This window comes from Pantoea sp. X-Soil-OKNW-556 (assembly GCF_059730695.1).
Window position 1 is genome coordinate 2,416,986 of the sequence record NZ_AP035990.1, and the last position, 20,472, is coordinate 2,437,457.

Genomic DNA, 20,472 nt, shown 5'->3' on the forward strand with positions numbered 1-20,472 from the left:
ATGGCGTCGATCCTTAAACGTCAGTTAACTACGGTAATCAGCGGATGATTGGGTTCGGCGTCATACAATTCGCCAATCGCGGTGGGCGTCACACCGGCCAGCATGGCACAGCGGTGAAAGGCTTCAACTTCAGAAGGCTGTACCGCCACCAGTAAACCACCGGAGGTTTGTGGGTCACACAGTAGCGCACGCGTCGCGTCATCCAACGGTGACACATGGTGACCGTAGCTGGCAAAATTACGACTGGTTCCTCCCGGTACGGCACCGGCAGCGATATACCCGTCCACTCCCGGCAGGCGTGGCACCTGGGTCGCGTTCACCTCAGCACGTAAACCGGAACCCTGACAGATTTCACTTAAATGCCCCAGCAGACCAAAACCGGTGACATCGGTCATTGCAGTCACTCCGGCGAGCTGGGCAAACTCCGCACCCACCTTATTCAACTGACACATCACTTCCGCCGCCAGCGAGTGATGTTCCGGTCGTAACAGCCCTTTTTTCTCGGCGGTAGTCAGAATACCAATGCCGAGCGGTTTGGTCAGGAACAGCTGGCAGCCAGGCTGGGCTGCGCTATTTTTCTTCACCCGCGCCACATCAACGATGCCCGTTACGGCGAGGCCAAAAATCGGCTCAGGTGAATCGATCGAATGACCGCCCGCCAGCGCAATGCCGGCGGCCTGGCATGCCGCACGACCACCCTCAACCACCTGCTGCGCGACCTCGGGGCTCAGCACATTCACCGGCCAGCCAAGAATGGCGATCGCCATGATCGGCTTACCGCCCATTGCATAGATATCGCTGATGGCATTGGTGGCAGCGATACGGCCAAAGGTGTGGGGATCGTCAACAATCGGCATAAAGAAGTCGGTGGTGCTGACCACCGCACTGCCATTGCCCAGGTCATAAACGGCGGCATCATCGCGGGTTTCGTTCCCCACCAGCAGATGGGGATCGTGGAAGGCGCTCAGTTCACTATGCAGGATGGTTTCCAGCACCTGGGGTGAGATTTTGCAGCCACAGCCAGCGCCGTGGCTGTATTGGGTCAGGCGAACAGGGTCACTCATGGCAGGTTCCTTATGCACTGGCAGATAGCGCTATGTTAGCCTGGCTGCCAGCCTGAGGTAAGTGGTGCGCAATCACAGCTCGATCAATCGCACACGCGGTGTGCAATATTTGCAACGCCGCTCAGCCTGACGGAGAAACCCGCGGGTGTCTGTCAGAAATAACTGACAAATTCCGCCGTGTCAGGGGGCAGAACCGTGGTGCTGGATTTTAACTGCGGCGTACCGAGATACAGAAAACCGACAATCGCATCCTGTTCCCGACAGCCGAAGGCGTCACGCACCTGCGGATGATCGGTCCAGGGACCGCTGCGCCAGATGCCATTGAAGCCCTGCGCGGCTGCCGCCATCTGCATCGCCATCACCGCACAGCCTGCGGAAATCAACTGTTCCCAGCGTGGCACTTTAGGATGTTCTTCACAACGTGCGACCACCGTGATGATCATCGGTGCCCGGAACGGCGATGAGCTGGCTTTCTCGATGGCCTTGTCATCCATCGCGCTGGCACGCGCGGCCTGCTCCAGCAGCGTGCTCAAGCGCTCACGTCCCTCTTTCTCGACGATGATGAAGCGCCAGGGTTGCAGGGTGCCGTGGTCCGGCGCGCGCATACCGGCGCGCAGGATGTTTTCCAGCACCTCACCTGCCGGGGCGGGATCCGCCAGACGTGAGGCTGAACGGCGATTAACTAACAAATCAAGTGCATCCATTATCTTCTCCCTTGGAAAAAAACGTTGTCTAATCCTGGCATACCACGATCTTTTGTAACAGTCTGGCGCGATTTCCTGCTGACTTTTAACACGCTGCTCTTTAGGATGTGGTCGATATCGAGGCGGCTGGCGTGCTGGCTGTCTTCGGCTACGTGAATATGGAGAGTCTATGCGCACATTGTGGCGAATTATTGCTGGCCTGTTCCGCTGGGGCTGGCGGGTGCTGAATTTTATCCGGGAATTTATCCTTAATTTATTTCTGATTGTGTTGATCCTGGCGGGTGTGGGGATCTGGTTACAGGTGAGCGGTTCCGGCAGCAGCGAACCGGTCCAGCAGGGCGCGCTGAAAGTCGATCTTACCGGGGTGCTGGTGGACAAACCTTCGGTCAGCAACCGTCTGAGCCGGATTGGCCGTCAGTTGCTGGGTACCAGTAGTGATCGTCTCCAGGAAAACTCGCTGTTTGATGTGGTCGATGCCATTCGTCAGGCAAAAAGTGACAAAAACATCACCGGCATCGTGCTGGATCTGCGTGATTTTGCCGGTGGCGATCAGCCGTCATTACAATATGTCGGTAAAGCACTGCGCGAATTCCGTGACAGCGGCAAACCGGTCTACGCGATTGGCGATAGTTACAGCCAGGCACAATATTATCTGGCGAGTTACGCCAACAAAGTTTATCTCTCGCCGCAGGGCACCGTTGATCTGCACGGTTTCGCCACTAACGGCCTGTACTACAAAACCTTGCTCGACAAGCTGAAGGTTAACTCACATGTCTTCCGCGTCGGTACCTATAAATCGGCGGTCGAACCGTTCCTGCGTGACGATATGTCACCAGAAGCACGCGATGCCGATAGCCGCTGGATCGGTCAGCTGTGGCAGAACTATCTGAACACCGTCTCCGCGAACCGTCAGATTACCCCGGAACAGTTGTTCCCGGGTGCCGCCGGTATCATCAGCGGTTTGCAGGCGGTACAGGGTGATACGGCAAAATATGCGCTGAACAACAAGTTGGTCGACGCGCTGGATAGCCGTGCTTCTGCTGATCAGGAGCTGATTAAAACCTTCGGCTGGGATAAACAGAATAACGATTATCGTAACGTCAGCATTTACGATTACACCGTTAAGCAACCCACGCAGCAGGATGGCAATATCGCCGTGGTGATGGCGAGTGGCGCGATTATGGACGGTGAAGAAACCGCCGGAAACGTCGGTGGCGACACCACCGCTGCACAGATCCGCGATGCGCGTCTCGATCCGAAAATCAAAGCGATCATTTTGCGCGTCAATAGCCCTGGTGGCAGCGTGACCGCGTCAGAAGCCATCCGCGAAGAACTGGCTGCTGCCCATGCGGCAGGTAAACCGGTAGTGGTGTCGATGGGCGGGATGGCCGCGTCTGGTGGCTACTGGATCTCCACTCCGGCGGATTACATTGTGGCTAACCCCAGCACGCTGACCGGTTCGATTGGCATCTTCGGCGTGATCAATACCGTTGAGAACAGCCTGAGCACCATTGGTGTGCATACCGATGGCGTTGCCACCTCGCCGTTGGCTGACGTCGCCACCACCAAAGCGTTACCGACGGAAGTACAGCAACTGATGCAGCTGACCATCGAGAATGGTTATCGTAACTTCGTCGGTTTAGTGGCGGCTTCGCGTCATAAGACGCCAGAGCAGATCAATGAGATTGCCCAGGGCCATGTCTGGACCGGCAGCGATGCCAAAGCCAACGGGCTGGTGGATGCGCTGGGTGACTTTGATGATGCCGTCAGCAAAGCCGCTGAACTGGCTAAAATCACCACGCCGCAATTGAGCTGGTATCAGGATGATCCGGGCATGCTGGATCTGCTGCTGAATCAGATGAGCGCGTCTGCCAGCGCTATCATGCCGGAAGCCTTAAAAGTGTGGCTGCCTGCGCCGATGTTGGATGTCATGAGCGCAATGAAAAAACAGCCCGGTCTGTTTGATAACCTTAACGATCCGCAAAATCGCTACGCGTTCTGCCTGAACTGTGGCCAGGTAAAATAATCTTTACAGCCCGGCCGCTGGTCGGGCTGCTTTTCCCCGGTAATCCCCTTATACTGCGCGTTTTACGGCAAGTCTGAGTTCATTCATGCAAAAGAAAAATATCTACGTAGCCTACACGGGCGGGACCATTGGTATGCAGCGTTCGGCACACGGCTACATTCCGGTTTCTGGCCATCTGCAACAGCAACTGGCGAATATGCCCGAGTTCCATCGCCCGGAAATGCCCGATTTCACCATCCACGAGTACCAACCGTTGATGGATTCTTCCGATATGACGCCGGAGGACTGGCAGGCCATCGCCGATGATATCAAACAGAATTACGATCAATACGACGGCTTTGTTATTCTGCATGGCACAGACACCATGGCGTTCACCGCTTCGGCCCTCTCCTTTATGCTGGAGAATCTCGCCAAGCCAGTGATTGTGACCGGCTCGCAAATCCCGCTGGCCGAGTTACGCTCAGACGGTCAGCAAAACTTGCTTAACTCATTGTATGTCGCGGCTAATTATCCGATTAATGAAGTCGCGCTATTCTTTAATAACACGTTGTTCCGTGGCAACCGCACCACCAAAGCCCACGCCGATGGTTTTAATGCGTTTGCCTCCCCTAACCTGTCGCCGCTGTTGGAAGCCGGTATCCATATTCGCCGCCTGAATACCCCTCCAGCTCCCAAGGGAACAGGTGACTTGATTGTTCACCCGATCACCCCGCAGCCGATTGGTGTGGTGACGATTTATCCGGGGATCTCTGCCGAGGTGGTACGTAACTTCCTGCGTCAGCCGGTGAAAGCCCTGATCCTGCGTTCTTACGGCGTTGGCAATGCGCCACAAAACGCGGAGTTTCTGGCTGAACTGCAACAGGCCAGCGAGCGCGGCATTGTGGTGGTCAACCTGACGCAATGCATGTCCGGTAAGGTGAATATGGGTGGTTACGCCACAGGGAATGCGCTGGAGCATGCCGGGGTGATCAGTGGTTTTGATCTCACCGTGGAAGCGACATTAACAAAACTTCACTTTTTACTGAGTCAAAACCTCACCAGCGCGGAAATTCGTGCCAGAATGCAACAGAATTTACGTGGCGAACTGACAGAAGACTGATACGGAGCGAGATGTGATGAAGCGGGCACTGATAATCATCGATATACAGAACGATTTTTGCCCCGGCGGCCCCATGGCCGTACGCGAAGGTGACCTGACCGTTGCCGTTGCGAATCGCTACGCGCGTGAGTTTCGTGCCCGGGGCGAGTGTGTGGTGGCATTGCAGGACTGGCATCCGAATAATCATGGCAGCTTTGCGTCGGTATCGGGTGAGCCGGTTTATACCCTGGGTGAGCTGAACGGGCTGGCGCAGATCTGGTGGCCGGATCATGGCATTCAGGGTTCGGTGGGTGCCGATTTCCACCCTGACCTGGATCGCACGCTGATCGATGCCGTATTCCATAAAGGCGAAGATGTTGACGTTGACAGCTACAGCGCCTTTTTCGATAACGGCCACCGGCGCAAAACTGAGCTGGATAGATGGCTGCGCGAGCGTGACATCAGCCATCTGGTGGTGCTGGGTTTAGCAACCGATTATTGCGTTAAATATAGCGTGCTGGATGCGCTGGAACTGGGCTACCAGGTCGAGGTGGTGGAGGAAGGTTGTCGTGGGGTCAATCTCAACCCTGAAGACAGCGCCATTGCCATCGAGCAAATGCGTAACCAGGGTGCCATCATTATCTGAAAAAGCAGGGCTGGTTTTACAGCCCTGCTTTTTACTCAGTGCAGGTTGATGCGGGTGATATCCGTCTCAATACCGAACTCTTCTTTCAGTTCTTTTTTCGACTTCGTCACCATCTCACCACCTTTGCTGATGGTCATATGTTGCGGCGCATCGTTATGGCGCGCCTGCCAGAGCATCACCAGTTGCAGGCAATTTTCTTTTTGTTCGGGCGTCAGCGCTACCCCATCAGGCCACTTGCCGGTTTCCACCGCCGTGGCAAGACGCTGGTAAACTTCTGGCGTCATCGCCGCCAACATCGCTTCCAGTTCCTGTTTCATGCTTACCCCTGTTGTTGATTGCCTTGCTCGTCGGTAAAGTTGAGCGAGGCCGAATTCACACAGTAGCGCTCGCCTGTTGGCTGTGGGCCGTCCGGGAACACATGCCCCAGATGCGCATCACAGTTGCCACAGCGGATTTCAACCCGGTGCATACCGTGGGAATCATCTTCGAGGTAGCGGATAGCGTCATCACTAACCGGCTGATAGAAACTCGGCCAACCGCAGCCCGAGTCATATTTGGTTTCAGAGAGGAACAGCGGTGCGTTACAAACCAGGCAGTGGTAGATGCCCTCCTGCTTGTTATGCAGCAGGGCTCCTGTAAAAGGGGGTTCGGTTCCGCGATGCTGAGTTACATAGCGCTGCATTTCCGACAGCTGCGCGATTTTTTCCGCGGATGCGGTGTCTTTAGCCATTTTGGGATTCCGGAGTGTCATTCTGAAAAAATCGACTAGTATTCTAACAAATGAATAACATCATCCGGGTCTTTTTTCGTGCGAACACATCCGTCCTGCTGACGACAGCACGAATTTGTGATGCCGATCACCCTTTAGATCCCACATCCCTTTATAGTCGGCGATCGGCAAATCTGGCTTTGGAATAATCCCTGTTGCGCAAGCGTTTGCGCAACGAATAATTCCTGTCATTGGAATTGACCTGTCGCAACAATTGACACGATTCCGCTTGACGCCTGGTAAGGTTTTTGTAATTTTACAGCCAACCTTTTATTCACTAACAAATAGCTGGTGGAATATATGACTATCAAAGTAGGTATCAACGGTTTTGGCCGTATCGGTCGCATCGTTTTCCGTGCTGCGCAGCAGCGTTCTGACATCGAAATCGTCGCGATCAACGACCTGCTGGACGCCGATTACATGGCTTACATGCTGAAGTATGACTCTACGCACGGTCGTTTTGACGGCACCGTAGAAGTTAAAGACGGCGCGCTGATTGTTAACGGTAAAAAAATCCGTGTTACCGCTGAGAAAGACCCGGCTAACCTGAAATGGGACGAAGTGGGTGTTGACGTTGTTGCTGAAGCAACCGGTATCTTCCTGACCGACGAAACCGCACGTAAACACATCGCTGCGGGTGCGAAGAAAGTGGTTCTGACTGGCCCGTCTAAAGATGACACCCCGATGTTTGTTCGTGGTGCTAACTTCGACAAATATGCCGGCCAGGACATCGTTTCTAACGCATCCTGCACCACCAACTGCCTGGCTCCGCTGGCAAAAGTGATCAACGACAAGTTCGGCATCGTTGAAGGTCTGATGACCACTGTTCACGCTACCACCGCGACTCAGAAAACCGTTGATGGCCCGTCTCACAAAGACTGGCGCGGCGGCCGTGGCGCTTCTCAGAACATCATCCCGTCTTCTACCGGTGCTGCTAAAGCAGTAGGTAAAGTTCTGCCAGAGCTGAACGGCAAACTGACCGGTATGGCGTTCCGTGTTCCGACTCCGAACGTATCTGTTGTTGACCTGACTGTTCGTCTGGAAAAAGCGGCTTCTTACAAAGAAATTTGTGCAGCGATCAAAGCCGCTGCTGAAGGCGAAATGAAAGACGTTCTGGGTTATGTTGAAGATGACGTGGTTTCTACCGACTTCAACGGCGAAGTACTGACTTCAGTATTCGATGCTAAAGCAGGTATCGCGCTGAATGACAACTTTGTGAAGCTGGTTTCCTGGTACGATAACGAAACCGGTTACTCCAACAAGGTTCTCGATCTGATTGCTCTGGTTTCTGCTAAATAAGCTAACCAGCACAACAGACAGATCAGACAAGGGGCGACTTAGGTCGCCCTTTTTATTTGGCTAGCTTAAGAGAAGGATTTTGTATGCAAGAGTCGCTTTTTTCGCTACCCGTAGTTCAGCAGATCACCCCTTATCTGTCACAACGTCAGATTGGTGAACTGCCGGTCATTATTGTCAGCCATCCCCGCGTGCGCGCAGCCATTACCTTGCAAGGTGCGCATCTGCTCGCCTGGCAACCCAGTGGTCAACAGCCGGTCCTCTGGCTCAGTGAGAAGACGCCTTTTGCTGTCGGCAAGGCGATTCGTGGTGGCGTACCGATCTGCTGGCCGTGGTTTGGCCCGGCGGGTGAACCTGCGCACGGTTTCGCCCGTAATCAATCCTGGACGTTATCCGCGCATGACGAGAATGAAGAAGGCGTCATTCTGACCTTTGCGCTGGAGAGTAATGCACAAACGCTGAAACTGTGGCCGCACGATTTTACCCTGCTCGCCCGCTTCCGTATTGGTGCCCATTGCGAAATTGAGCTGGAAGCGCATGGCGACTTCGCCGCAACTGCCGCGCTGCACAGCTACTTCCAGGTGACCGATATTGCGGCAACTGAAGTCAGCGGTCTGGGTAACAGCTTCGTGGATAAAGTGAATGACAGTGCGGTCGGCACATCCAATGGTAAGCAGACCTATCCGGGTCGTATCGATCGCGTCTTTACCGCGCCGGAAGATTGCAGCGTGATTCATGATAAAGCGGGCAATCGACAGATCGAAGTGTACCATCACTATCAAAGTGACGTTGTCACCTGGAATCCTGGTCCGGAGCTGTCGTGCAGCATGGGGGATATGGCTAACGATGGTTACAAAACTATGGTGTGTGTCGAAACTGCACGCATTAACCAGCCACTGGTGAGCGCCGGTGAATCCCCTGCTCGCCTCGCCACAACTTTCCGGTTACGCAATAAAGTCTGACTAAACGGCGCGCATGCGCCGTTAGACCACATCCAGCGGCAGTTTAGCCTGCGGTGGTGGGAAGGCCTGATTCAGAATGGCCAGTTGTTCGCCACTTAACACCACATTAAGCGCTGCCGCATTTTCCTGGACATGCGCCACACTGCTGGCTTTCGGTATGGCGATCACCCCCTCTTTGCGAATCACCCACGCCAGCAGCAATTGCGCTACGCTAATGCCCTGCTGTTGTGCAATCTGCTGCACGCGCGGGTCACTGAAGAGCGTCTGGCGCAGACGTCCAGCCTGGGCCAACGGGCAATACGCCATAATCGGCACATCACGTAACTGGCATTCCGGTAGTAAATCATACTCAATACCGCGAGACGCCAGATGGTAAAGCACCTGATTGGTTAAACAGGCCTCTCCACCCGGCTCTCCCCACAGTTCCTGCATATCCTCGGTGTCAAAGTTGGAGACACCCCAGTGGCGAATCTTGCCCTGCTGTTGCAGTGTCTCCATGGCGCGAATGGTTTCCTCCAGCGGCACATTGCCCCGCCAGTGCAACAAATAAAGATCCAGATAATCAGTCTGTAAACGACGCAAGCTGCGTTCGCAGGCATCTATCGCATCGACTTCTCCCGCATTCCACGGATAGACCTTAGACACCAGCCAGGCTTGATCGCGCCGTCCTTTTAGCGCCTCGCCGACAACCATTTCGGCACCGCCTTCCGCATACATTTCGGCGGTATCAATCAGTTTAAGCCCAAGGTCGAGGCCTGACTGCAACGCGGCAACTTCCTGCTGATGTGTCGCCGGACTCTCCCCCATGTACCAGGTACCCTGGCCAATGGCTGGGATGGGTGCTTCTCCCCTGAACTGAATCATCTTTGTCATAAAACCTCCAAATGAACCATAACGGTGCGCAGCCTTGGTGCGCAGCAATAAAAATGCCCCATTTTGGGGCATTTCATTGCAGCCATCAGAAGCTGTAGCTGATACCTGTCCAAAGCGTCACTTGCCCGCTCTTATTCACCATTGGACTGTCTTTGATGTCACTACCAAATCGGGTATAACGTCCGGAAACCGTCGCGTTCCAGCTTTGGCTGATCTGGTAACTGGCGTTCATTTCCAGGTAGGGAGACCAACTGTCATCCGGTTGATAACGCGCGATACCGGTACGCGCACTTTCCTGTGATGAGACGCCATAGTAGTAGCGGTTTTGATTGGCGCTGTTCCACAAGGCACCAATCCCCGGCGTCAGGCTAAACGCACCAAAATCGAAACGATACAACCAGGTCATATCCCACATCACACCGTTGCTGTTGTTGAGTACATCCCCTAACAGCGCGGTGCGTAAGATGCCCCACTGTGAGATATGGCGATAGCTGGCACCCGCCATCAACGTCATGCGACGCTTGTCGAGTCGCTTCATATCGCTCAGATCATTGTCTTTCGGGTCATACTGCTGCGGCGAACCGAGCACCGTCAACGACAGTTGATCCTGCGGGTCCTTCCACAGGTAGTAACCCCCCTGTAGGCTATGGAACCAGAAGCTGTCGCCTTCATAATTAATCACCGGCACCGGTATATATCGGTCCTGTCCCCCGCGGTAGGGCGATTCGGCGTAAATAACAGAGGCCCCAAGAGATAAGGGATCGGCATACGTGCTGAAAGCCGCAAAATAGCAGGGTGCGAGCAGAGCAAGCGCTTTAAGTTTGAAATGGTTCACAATTTATTCAGTCCATAAATATAACAATCACACGCAGAGTCTAACCAATTTCTCCACAGGGTTTAACTTTTAATGGGGGTTGTTGTTAGCCGCAGCAGAATTGTCTGAAACCATCAATACCGCTGTGATTTGAGAGATCGGTTCCCTGTCCCTTATGAGACTTTGTTATTGATATATCGCTAAATAAGGAGAAGAAACGGAGGAAATTTCTTAAATGCCTTCTACAGTTAAAAGTAAGACGAGACTTTTTGTACGAGCAGAGTAACCATAAGAATTGTGTATCCCGATAAAAAATCGTCAGGTTGGCATAAGGGTTGCTGTACTCAATAGAGAATATCTTCCGGGAGCTGCAAGAGCATCTTAATTACGCTCCTTTACCTGTGCTAAAAACGAAAGGACGGGCATCGCTATGAATATATTCGATCACTATCGTCAGCGTTATGAAGCTGCCAAGGACGAAGAGTTCACACTGCAGGAATTCCTCGCAATTTGTAAGCAGGATCGCAGTGCATACGCCAACGCTGCAGAGCGACTGTTGATGGCCATTGGTGAGCCGGTGATGGTTGATACTGCTCAGGAGCCACGCCTTTCCAGAATATTCTCGAATCGCGTCATTGGACGCTACCCTGCGTTTGAAGAGTTCTATGGCATGGAAGAAGCGATTGAACAAATCGTCTCTTACCTGAAACATGCTGCGCAAGGGCTGGAGGAGAAGAAACAGATTCTTTACCTGCTGGGTCCGGTTGGTGGCGGTAAATCATCCCTGGCTGAACGCCTTAAATCCCTGATGCAGCGCGTACCGATTTACGTGTTAAGCGCTGACGGTGAGCGTAGCCCGGTCAATGACCATCCGTTGTGCCTGTTTAACCCACAGGAAGACGCGAACATTCTCGAAAAAGAGTATGGTGTTCCACGTCGTTACCTCGGCACCATTATGTCGCCGTGGGCAGCTAAACGCCTGCACGATTTTGGCGGCGATATTACCCGTTTCAAAGTTGTGAAAGTCTGGCCGTCAATCCTCGAACAGTTGGCGATTGCCAAAACTGAACCGGGTGACGAAAACAACCAGGATATTTCTGCGTTGGTGGGTAAAGTGGATATCCGCAAACTGGAAAACCACGCACAGAACGATCCCGATGCCTACGGTTACTCCGGTGCCCTGTGCCGCGCCAACCAGGGCATCATGGAATTCGTTGAGATGTTCAAAGCACCGATTAAAGTGCTGCATCCCCTGTTGACCGCCACTCAGGAAGGTAACTACAACGGTACGGAAGGTATTTCGGCGCTGCCGTTTAACGGCATCATTCTGGCGCACTCTAACGAATCTGAGTGGGTCACCTTCCGTAACAACAAAAACAACGAGGCGTTCCTTGACCGTGTTTACATCGTCAAAGTGCCTTACTGCCTGCGAGTTTCCGAAGAGATCAAAATCTACGAGAAACTGCTTAATCACAGTGAACTGTCAACCGCGCCATGCGCACCAGGCACACTGGAAACCCTGGCGCGTTTCTCTATCCTGTCGCGTTTGAAAGAGCCGGAAAATTCCAGCATCTACTCAAAAATGCGCGTCTATGATGGTGAAACGCTGAAAGATACTGATCCAAAAGCCAAGTCATGGCAGGAGTATCACGACTACGCTGGCGTGGATGAGGGAATGAACGGTCTTTCTACCCGTTTCGCCTTCAAAATTCTGTCACGCGTATTCAACTTCGACCATGCGGAAGTGGCCGCCAACCCGGTGCACCTGTTCTATGTGCTGGAACAGCAGATTGAACGTGAGCAGTTCCCACAGGAGCAGGCAGAGAAATATCTGGAGCACCTGAAAGGTTACCTGATTCCGAAGTATGCGGAGTTTATCGGCAAAGAGATTCAGACCGCCTATCTGGAGTCCTACTCCGAATACGGCCAGAACATTTTTGACCGCTATGTCACCTACGCCGACTTCTGGATTCAGGATCAGGAGTACCGTGATCCCGATACCGGACAACTGTTTGACCGTGAATCACTGAATGCCGAGCTGGAAAAAATCGAGAAACCTGCCGGGATCAGTAACCCGAAAGATTTCCGCAACGAGATTGTCAACTTTGTGCTGCGCGCCCGTGCGCAGAACAGCGGACGCAATCCGAACTGGACCAGCTACGAAAAACTGCGCACGGTCATCGAGAAGAAAATGTTCTCGAATACCGAAGAGTTGCTGCCGGTGATTTCGTTCAATACCAAAACCTCAACGGACGAACAGAAAAAACACGATGATTTTGTCGACCGCATGATGGAGAAAGGCTATACCCGCAAACAGGTTCGCCTGCTGTGCGAATGGTATCTCCGGGTGCGTAAATCGTCATAATTAGGTTTGTAAGCTAAACGGCGTCCAGACGCCGGAAGAGGAAGGTCGGGCAAGTCCCGACCTGGCTTGCACTGTAGTTTGGGGGAACTTTATGGCCTATTTCATCGATCGGCGTCTGAACGGCAAAAACAAAAGCGCGGTCAACCGGCAACGCTTTCTGCGCCGTTACAAGTCGCAAATCAAGCAGTCGATCTCCGAGGCCATTAATAAGCGTTCGGTTACCGACGTGGAAAGCGGTGAGTCTGTCTCCATTCCGATTGAAGATATTAACGAACCTATCTTCCATCAGGGCCGGGGGGGCAGCCGTCATCGCGTACATCCCGGTAACGATCACTTTGTGCAGAACGACCGCGTCGAACGCCCACAAGGTGGCGGCGGAGGCGGTGGTGGCGGCCAGGGCAATGCCAGTCAGGATGGTGAAGGCCAGGACGAGTTCGTCTTCCAGATTTCGAAAGATGAATACCTCGATTTGCTGTTCGAGGATCTTGCGCTGCCTAACCTGCGTAAAAATCAGCATCGTCAATTAAATGAATATAAAACTCATCGCGCTGGCTTCACCTCTAACGGGGTACCTGCCAACATTAGCGTGGTGCGTTCGCTGCAAAACTCGCTGGCGCGTCGGACTGCCATGACGGCGGGCAAACGCCGCATGCTGCATGAACTGGAAGCCACGCTGACCGAGGTGGAAAAATCTGAACCGGCGCAACTGCTGGAAGAGGAACGGCTGCGCAAAGAGATCGCCGAACTGCGTGCCCGTATTGAGCGGGTGCCGTTTATCGATACCTTTGACCTGCGTTACAAAAATTTTGAGAAACGTCCGGAACCGTCAAGCCAGGCGGTGATGTTCTGCCTGATGGACGTTTCAGGTTCGATGGACCAGGCCACCAAAGATATGGCGAAACGTTTTTACATTCTGCTCTACCTGTTCCTGAGCCGAACCTATAAAAACGTCGATGTGGTTTATATCCGTCACCATACTCAGGCGAAAGAGGTAGACGAACAGGAGTTCTTCTACTCACAGGAAACAGGCGGCACCATTGTCTCCAGTGCCCTGAAGCTGATGGATGAGGTGGTAAAAGAGCGTTATGACCCGACGCAGTGGAACATCTATGCTGCCCAGGCATCGGATGGTGATAACTGGGCGGATGACTCCCCGCTCTGCCACGAGATTCTGGCGAAAAATATCCTGCCGGTGGTGCGTTATTACAGCTATATTGAGATAACTCGCCGCGCGCACCAAACCCTGTGGCGTGAGTATGAGCATTTGCAGGTGATGTTTGATAACTTCGCTATTCAGCACATCCGCGAGCCGGAAGATATTTACCCGGTATTTAGGGAGCTTTTCCACAAACAAGTGGCAGAATCCTGATAAAAGCAGCCGGTCACTGACCGGCTTTTTACTCTCTGCTTTCCGCTAAAACCCTCTGCACCATACAGATTTTGTTGGCAAATTTAACTACAGATGCCTCAACACCTGCCGATATAAAAAAATATGTTATTTTCCGCTGACAAGCTATTGATAAGGCATTATCTTTTGTCTTTGTTCGCGTGAAGCTTACACACTACACCTGGATCACCACCCGCCGCAGGAGAATGCCGTTGAATGCCAGCATGGTTTACAGTTTATTCATTATTGGTTCAGTGCTGGTTGCAGCAAGCATTCTGCTAAGCTCCTTTTCCTCGCGCCTGGGCATACCAATTTTGGTGATCTTCCTCGCGCTCGGGATGCTAACCGGGGTCGATGGTATCGGCGGTATCGCTTTTGATAACTATCCGGTGGCCTACCTGGTATCCAACCTGGCGCTGGCGATTATCCTGCTTGACGGCGGTATGCGCACCAAGGCCAGCTCATTCAAAGTGGCGCTTGGCCCGGCGTTGTCGCTGGCAACGGTTGGGGTGATGATCACCGCCGGTCTGACCGGTCTGGCCGCTGCCTGGCTGTTCCACCTCGATTTGATGCAGGGCTTTCTGATTGGCGCCATTATCGGCTCCACCGATGCTGCTGCGGTATTCTCTCTGCTCGGCGATAAAGGGTTAAACGAACGTGTCAGCGCAACGTTGGAAATCGAATCCGGCAGCAATGACCCGATGGCGGTGTTTCTGACCATCACCCTGATCGACATGATTCAACAGGGACAAACGGGGCTGAGTTGGATGTTTATCGTGCATCTGGTGCAGCAATTTGGTCTGGGCATCGTGCTGGGGCTGGGCGGTGGTTGGGCGTTGCAGCAACTGATTAACCGCATCAATCTGGCGCAGGGACTTTATCCCCTGCTGGCATTGAGTGGCGGTATCATCGTGTTTGCCCTGACCACGGTGATGGAAGGTAGCGGCATTTTGGCGGTGTATCTATGTGGTTTCCTGTTGGGTAACAGCCCAATTCGCAACCGTCATGGCATTCTGCAAACCTTCGATGGTATGGCATGGTTGAGCCAGATTGGCATGTTCATTGTGCTGGGTCTGCTGGTGACGCCATCCGATTTGTGGCATATCGCCATTCCGGCGATGCTGCTGTCGCTGTGGCTGATTCTGGTGGCGCGTCCGTTGTCGATTCTGGTCGGCCTGTTGCCATTTAAGGGCTTTACCGGACGTGAACGCATTTTTATTAGTTGGGTTGGATTACGCGGTGCGGTGCCGATCATCCTGGCGGTGTTCCCGATGATGGCCGGGCTGGAGAACTCATCGCTGTACTTTAATATCGCCTTCTTCGTGGTGCTGGTATCGCTGATGTTGCAGGGGACGTCACTGGGTTTCGCCGCGCGAAAAGCCAAAGTGGTGGTTCCACCGACGGCCTCACCAATCAGCCGGGTTGGACTGGATATTCATCCTGAGAACCCGTGGGAGCAGTTCGTGTATCAGCTGAGCGCCGATAAATGGTGTATTGGTGCCGCCCTGCGAGACTTACAAATGCCGCGCGAAACCCGCATCGCGGCGTTATTCCGTGACAACGTTTTGATGCACCCCAACGGCAGCACGCGCCTGAAGGAAGGTGACGTGTTATGCGTGATTGGTCGCGAGCGCGATCTCCCTGCCCTCGGCAAGATGTTCAGCCAGTCACCGCCGGTGGCGCTCGACCAACGTTTCTTTGGTGACTTTATCCTGGATGCTGACGCCCGGTTGCGCGATGTGGCGCAAATTTACGGGTTGGATCTCGATGAAGAAACCAACGATCAACAATCCCTGGGGCAGTTGGTGATGTCGTTGCTGGGCAGCACGCCGGTGGTCGGTGACCAGGTTGAATGGAACCAGCTTACCTGGACGGTGGCGGAGAAAGAGGACAACCATATCCTGAAAATTGGTGTGCGACCGACAGAAGAGAAGGAATAATCCGAGCGCATTCGATTAGTAAAGCCCGCTGGACCGACTATGATCACTATTCCACCCTGCTGAAACGGGAGAATACGATGGGACATGTGGTTAAGATTGGTCGTTACGAGATCATCGATGCGGAATTGAACGCGGGAAAGCTCGAAACCGTCAGCATTCCCTGCCTGACCAATCCCGGCCTGAGTTATCAGCTCGACGGCTGGGATCATGAAACCAGTGTACCGGCGTGGATTGACGGCCAACCCGTCGATTTGGAGATCGGACACTATGACAAACAGCAAGACCGTTGGGTATTAAAGAAACCCGCCTGAGTTAATTTATTACCGCCATGCAGCTCATATGGCGGTTATTCCTAAAAGCAGTCTTAAAATCAAGCGCTATATCTGATGTTTTTTTGATTTTATCCATTCTATTCAATACGTTAAATGGGCGCTTCCACAGGCAATTCTTTTCTTTTCAGACTATGTCCATATTAACGCCATCAAATATATCCTGCATACTCATAAACGTTGCTGCATTATTTTGTGACGAAAATCACGCCACAAACGGTCCTTATCGTGCAGCGCTTATGGCAATGCTGATTTATATCTCGCTGAAATAAAAAGCCTTCTTCTTTCGGCGGTCCACACCTGAGCGCGTACTTGATTCTGGTCAGGCCATCTTTTACTTAAGAAAAGAGAGCAGGTTTTATGGCAAGTACATTGGTAATAAATAATGCAGCCCGCTCATGGAGCGGCTTGCGAAAAAACATTATTGCGAAAATAGCCCTAAGCATTTCTGATTTAATTGCACTGAATCTGGCACTTTTTTTATCCGCCGCCACCATCCAGGGGATTTGGGGAGAACTGGACACCTTTATTCCTCCGCATCAAATTGAATATCGCTTCGTTGCGCAGTTAGGCCTTTCACTACTTTGCACTTTATGGTTTTGGGTGCGCCTCCGTCATTACACCTACCGCAAGCCTTTCTGGTTTGAACTGAAAGAGATCGTCAAAACCCTTTTCGTTTTCTCCCTACTCGACCTGGCACTGATTGCCTTCTCGAAATGGGACTTCTCGCGCATGGTGTGGGTGTTTAGCTGGAGCTATGCCCTGCTGCTGCTGCCGCTGATGCGTGCCGGAGTGAAGCGAGCCATTAATCGCGCCGGTCAATGGCAAAAAGAAACCATTATTATCGGTTCCGGTAAAAATGCGCTGGAAGCCTATGCAGCCCTGCAAAGTGAAGAGATTCTTGGCTATAACGTGCAGGCGTTTATTGCCCTTGATAGCGACAAGCACCCGGAGCATGTCAATGGCGTGCCAGTGATTACCTGGGAAGATATTAACTGGCAAACCATGGATCGTGATAACACCCAATTTATTGTCGCCACTGAGTTCGAACAGCAGGTGGTGCGGGATAAATGGTTGAAGTTCCTTTCCAAAATGCAATGCCGTTCGGTTTCCGTTATCCCGACACTGCGCGGTGTGCCGCTGTACGGCACGGATATGTCGTTTATCTTCAGTCATGAAGTGATGATCCTGCGCGTCAGCAACAACCTGGCAAAACGCTCTTCGCGCTTCCTTAAGCGTAGCTTCGACATTATCGTCGCTTCATTGCTGTTGCTGTTCCTCGCCCCGGTATTTGCGCTGCTGTGCTGGATGGTGAAACGTGACGGCGGCAACGCCATCTATGGTCATGAGCGCGTCGGTTTCGAAGGCAAGAAGTTTCACTGTCTGAAATTCCGTTCGATGGTGACCAATTCACAGGAAGTGCTGCAAAACCTGCTGGCGACCAGTGAGGAAGCGCGAGCCGAATGGGACCGCGACTTTAAGCTGAAAAACGATCCGCGCATCACCAAAATCGGGGGCTTCCTGCGTAAAACCAGCCTCGATGAATTACCTCAGCTATGGAACGTGATTCGCGGTGAAATGAGTCTGGTGGGACCACGACCGGTGATTGAGGCCGAACTGGAGCGTTATGCCGGAGATGTGGACTACTACCTGATGGCGAAACCAGGCATGACCGGGTTATGGCAGGTGAGCGGCCGTAACGATATCGACTACGATACCCGCGTCTATTTTGACTCCTGGTACGTGAAAAACTGGGCGTTATGGACAGACATCGCCATCCTGTTCAAGACCGCTGGTGTGGTTCTGCGCCGCGACGGTGCCTACTGATACCCTCGACGCGATGTCTGTTGCAGTCTGGCAGACATCGCCTTTTTTAATCCTTTCCTTTTGCCCTCTGAATCATTACCCTTCCCGCTCGATTAACAGGATGTTTCTGGTTTGTGATGCAAAAATTTACCCTGCTGCTTTTAAGCCTGGTGCTGCTGGCACCGCTCGGCATTGATCTCTACCTGCCAACGCTACCGCAAATTGCCGAGGGGCTAAACAGCCCGGTGAGTCTGATTCAGACCACCATCCCACTGTTTTTACTGGTAATGGGGATCGGTCAACTGATCACCGGGCCATTGGTCGATAATTTTGGCCGTAAACCCATCGCGTTGATCGGGCTGGCGCTCTACATCATCGGTAGCGCCGTAGCGGCCACCGCCAGCGTCTGGCCGATATTTATGCTGGCACGCTTAATTCAGGGCTGTGCGGTATGTTGCACCGCGGTGGTGGCATTCAGCGGCGTACGCGACCGACTGAGCGGTGATGCCGCTGCTCGCGCTTACGGTTTTCTCAATGGCGCACTGAATATCGTCCCCGCACTGGCACCGTTGCTGGGTGGCCTGTTAGCCGATGCCTGGGGCTGGCGTGCCCCCTTCTGGTTTCTGTCGGCCTATGCCGTGGTGATCACTGCGGTGGTGCTGCTGTGGCTGCCAGAAACCCGCCCGGCCAATACCCTGCGTGTCTCAGGATTACCGCTGGGACAATATCTCGCCATCGCGCGGGAGCCACGTTTTCTGGCATTCGCCTTTGCCAATGCAGGCGCACTCGGCATGGTGCTGACCTATGTGTCGCTGGCCCCCCATGTACTGATGACCGAAGGCGGTCTGACACCACTCCAGTTCTCTTTTGCCTTTGGTGCCAATGGGTTCTGGATCATGCTGGTGAGTGCTTTTGTGAATAAAACCATCCGCAAAGCCGGTCGGCCATTTTGTCTGGCGATGGGTTTTGTCGCTATGTTAGTCGGTGCGCTGCTGCTCACCGGCGGAATGGCGCTGTTACCTGCGGCCTGGCAAACGCACTGGGCGTTGTACATGATCCCGGTCGCCATCTCCGTCGCCGGACTGGCTTTTACCGTTGGCCCGGCCACCAGCTATGCGTTGGAACCGTACCAACAGCAGGCGGGCGTTGCTGCGGCATTACAGGGATTTATTCAGATGGCCTGTGGTGCAGGCGGCAGCCTGTTGGTGGTGGCCTTACCGCTGGCGGAGAAATCCGCGCTGGCACTGATGATGCTGGTAGGTGCAGCGCTGGCGCTTATCGCCTGGCGCTGCAGTAAACGTATGCACGGTTCACTCACCGCGGTTAAATGATTTCCACCGGAACGCGTGGTGCCAGGGCGCACATCAACTCGTAGCCCACCGTTCCGGCTGCTTTTGCCACGTCATCGATTTTCACCTGTTCGCCCCACAGTTCCACTTTCGAACCAATTCCGGCCTGCGGGCAAGGTTCGAGATCAATCATAATCATATCCATCGAAATCGCGCCGACGGTTCGCGTCATCACTCCATTGACACTTACCGGTGTCCCGGTCGGCGCATGGCGCGGATAACCATCGGCGTAACCGCAGGCCACCACACCGATACGCTGAGCGGCAGATGCGTGATAGCGATAACCGTAGCCCACACCATCACCCGCCTGTAATTGTTGAATACCAATGATTTCGCTGGTCAGGGTCATCACCGGTTTAAGACCGGTGCTGGCGATATCCTGCCAGTTACCGCTCGGCGAGGCACCGTACAACACAATGCCGGGACGGACCCAGTCGAAATGCGCTTCCGGGTGCCACAACGTAGCCGCCGAATTCGACAGCGAGCGTGGGCAGTTCAGCCCTTCTGCTGCCAGTTCAATGCGCTTCATCGGCTCGATAATTCCCTGCGGATTCTCGGCATCAGCGAAGTGTGCCATCAGCGTCATCTCGCCGACATTGGGTAACGCCCGCAACGCCTGCCAGGCGGCATTCACCTGCTCAGGACGGAAGCCGAGGCGATTCATGCCGCTGTTCACCTTCACATAGATATCGATCGGCGCAGAGAGTTGCACCTGCGCCAGCGCCTGAATCTGCCAGTTGCTGTGCACGCTGGTCGTCAGGCGATAGCGGTCGATCAGTTGCAGATCTTCTGCATGGAAAAAACCTTCCAGCAGCAGAATCGGTTTTTTCCACCCCTGCTCACGCAGCAGGATGGCTTCTTCCATGTTCAGTAACGCGAAACCGTCGGTTTCGGCCAGGTTCTGCCAGACGCGGCGGATACCGTGCCCATAAGCGTTAGCCTTTACCACGGACCAGACGCGTGATGCGGGTGCCGCCTGACGAACGACGGTGAGATTATGTCGCAGCGCCTGTTGATTAATGGTGGCGACAATCGGACGTGACATGCTCTTGCTCTCCCTGAAT

18 protein-coding genes are annotated in these 20,472 nt (G+C 53.5%); 11 read left to right on the top strand and 7 right to left on the bottom strand.

The window, feature by feature from the left end:
• Positions 1-20: 20 nt before the first annotated feature.
• Both selD and AC6I8T_RS11260 read right to left on the bottom strand, forming a co-directional pair.
• A complete protein-coding gene (selD, locus tag AC6I8T_RS11255) occupies positions 21-1,064 on the bottom strand; it encodes a selenide, water dikinase SelD (protein ID WP_415174536.1) in 1,044 nt (347 codons plus the stop codon).
• Positions 1,065-1,216: 152 nt separating this feature from the next.
• Positions 1,217-1,768, bottom strand: a complete 552-nt coding sequence (locus AC6I8T_RS11260; RefSeq protein ID WP_021183045.1) for an NAD(P)H nitroreductase — start codon at positions 1,766-1,768, stop codon at positions 1,217-1,219.
• Between the two features lie 169 nt (positions 1,769-1,937).
• On the opposite strand from AC6I8T_RS11260, the gene sppA reads away from it, so the two are divergent.
• From sppA to pncA, 3 genes are all read left to right on the top strand, one after another.
• Positions 1,938-3,794 (top strand): signal peptide peptidase SppA, encoded by a 1,857-nt coding sequence (sppA, locus tag AC6I8T_RS11265; RefSeq protein WP_208723540.1) that lies wholly within the window; start codon positions 1,938-1,940, stop codon positions 3,792-3,794.
• An 85-nt stretch (positions 3,795-3,879) separates the two neighbouring features.
• The gene (gene ansA, locus AC6I8T_RS11270) at positions 3,880-4,893 is read left to right on the top strand and encodes an asparaginase (RefSeq protein ID WP_036625011.1); all 1,014 of its coding nucleotides are present in this window, start codon (positions 3,880-3,882) and stop codon (positions 4,891-4,893) included.
• Positions 4,894-4,909: 16 nt separating this feature from the next.
• On the top strand, positions 4,910-5,518 hold the full coding sequence (pncA, locus tag AC6I8T_RS11275; protein ID WP_208725541.1) for a bifunctional nicotinamidase/pyrazinamidase: 609 nt from the start codon (positions 4,910-4,912) through the stop codon (positions 5,516-5,518).
• A 35-nt stretch (positions 5,519-5,553) separates the two neighbouring features.
• Here pncA and AC6I8T_RS11280 read toward each other — a convergent pair whose 3' ends face one another.
• Positions 5,554-5,835: a YeaC family protein gene (locus AC6I8T_RS11280; protein ID WP_021183041.1), complete on the bottom strand. Its 282-nt coding sequence runs from the start codon at positions 5,833-5,835 to the stop codon at positions 5,554-5,556.
• Positions 5,836-5,837: 2 nt separating this feature from the next.
• Positions 5,838-6,248 carry a peptide-methionine (R)-S-oxide reductase MsrB gene (msrB, locus tag AC6I8T_RS11285; protein WP_208723541.1) on the bottom strand — a complete coding sequence of 137 codons (411 nt, stop codon included), beginning with the start codon at positions 6,246-6,248 and terminating at the stop codon, positions 5,838-5,840.
• Between the two features lie 339 nt (positions 6,249-6,587).
• On the opposite strand from msrB, the gene gapA reads away from it, so the two are divergent.
• Positions 6,588-7,586 (top strand): glyceraldehyde-3-phosphate dehydrogenase, encoded by a 999-nt coding sequence (gene gapA, locus AC6I8T_RS11290; RefSeq protein ID WP_021183039.1) that lies wholly within the window; start codon positions 6,588-6,590, stop codon positions 7,584-7,586.
• A gap of 83 nt (positions 7,587-7,669) precedes the next feature.
• A complete protein-coding gene (locus tag AC6I8T_RS11295) occupies positions 7,670-8,545 on the top strand; it encodes a D-hexose-6-phosphate mutarotase (RefSeq protein WP_208723542.1) in 876 nt (291 codons plus the stop codon).
• A gap of 21 nt (positions 8,546-8,566) precedes the next feature.
• Here the strand turns inward: AC6I8T_RS11295 and AC6I8T_RS11300 are convergent, their stop codons facing one another.
• Positions 8,567-9,418: an aldo/keto reductase gene (locus AC6I8T_RS11300; protein WP_497833827.1), complete on the bottom strand. Its 852-nt coding sequence runs from the start codon at positions 9,416-9,418 to the stop codon at positions 8,567-8,569.
• A gap of 85 nt (positions 9,419-9,503) precedes the next feature.
• Positions 9,504-10,253: a MipA/OmpV family protein gene (locus AC6I8T_RS11305; protein WP_036625007.1), complete on the bottom strand. Its 750-nt coding sequence runs from the start codon at positions 10,251-10,253 to the stop codon at positions 9,504-9,506.
• Between the two features lie 409 nt (positions 10,254-10,662).
• Here AC6I8T_RS11305 and yeaG point away from each other — a divergent pair, with 409 nt between their 5' ends.
• The 6 genes from yeaG to AC6I8T_RS11335 all read left to right on the top strand — a co-directional run bounded on the left by yeaG (position 10,663) and on the right by AC6I8T_RS11335 (position 19,390).
• A complete protein-coding gene (gene yeaG / locus AC6I8T_RS11310; RefSeq protein ID WP_021183035.1) occupies positions 10,663-12,597 on the top strand; it encodes a protein kinase YeaG in 1,935 nt (644 codons plus the stop codon).
• A gap of 91 nt (positions 12,598-12,688) precedes the next feature.
• Positions 12,689-13,966, top strand: coding sequence for a YeaH/YhbH family protein (locus AC6I8T_RS11315; RefSeq protein ID WP_208723544.1), 1,278 nt, complete (start codon positions 12,689-12,691; stop codon positions 13,964-13,966).
• 230 nt (positions 13,967-14,196) lie between these two features.
• The gene (locus AC6I8T_RS11320) at positions 14,197-15,924 is read left to right on the top strand and encodes a potassium/proton antiporter (protein WP_208723545.1); all 1,728 of its coding nucleotides are present in this window, start codon (positions 14,197-14,199) and stop codon (positions 15,922-15,924) included.
• A gap of 77 nt (positions 15,925-16,001) precedes the next feature.
• Positions 16,002-16,235 (top strand): DUF1480 family protein, encoded by a 234-nt coding sequence (locus tag AC6I8T_RS11325; protein WP_021183032.1) that lies wholly within the window; start codon positions 16,002-16,004, stop codon positions 16,233-16,235.
• A gap of 378 nt (positions 16,236-16,613) precedes the next feature.
• Positions 16,614-18,080 (top strand): undecaprenyl-phosphate galactose phosphotransferase WbaP, encoded by a 1,467-nt coding sequence (gene wbaP / locus AC6I8T_RS11330; protein ID WP_497829083.1) that lies wholly within the window; start codon positions 16,614-16,616, stop codon positions 18,078-18,080.
• A 116-nt stretch (positions 18,081-18,196) separates the two neighbouring features.
• On the top strand, positions 18,197-19,390 hold the full coding sequence (locus tag AC6I8T_RS11335; protein ID WP_208725542.1) for a multidrug effflux MFS transporter: 1,194 nt from the start codon (positions 18,197-18,199) through the stop codon (positions 19,388-19,390).
• On the opposite strand, the gene dadX is transcribed toward AC6I8T_RS11335, so the two are convergent.
• A complete protein-coding gene (gene dadX, locus AC6I8T_RS11340; RefSeq protein ID WP_208723547.1) occupies positions 19,383-20,453 on the bottom strand; it encodes a catabolic alanine racemase DadX in 1,071 nt (356 codons plus the stop codon). The two genes, AC6I8T_RS11335 and dadX, sit on opposite strands and share 8 nt — an antisense overlap.
• Between the last annotated feature and the right edge of the window lie 19 nt (positions 20,454-20,472).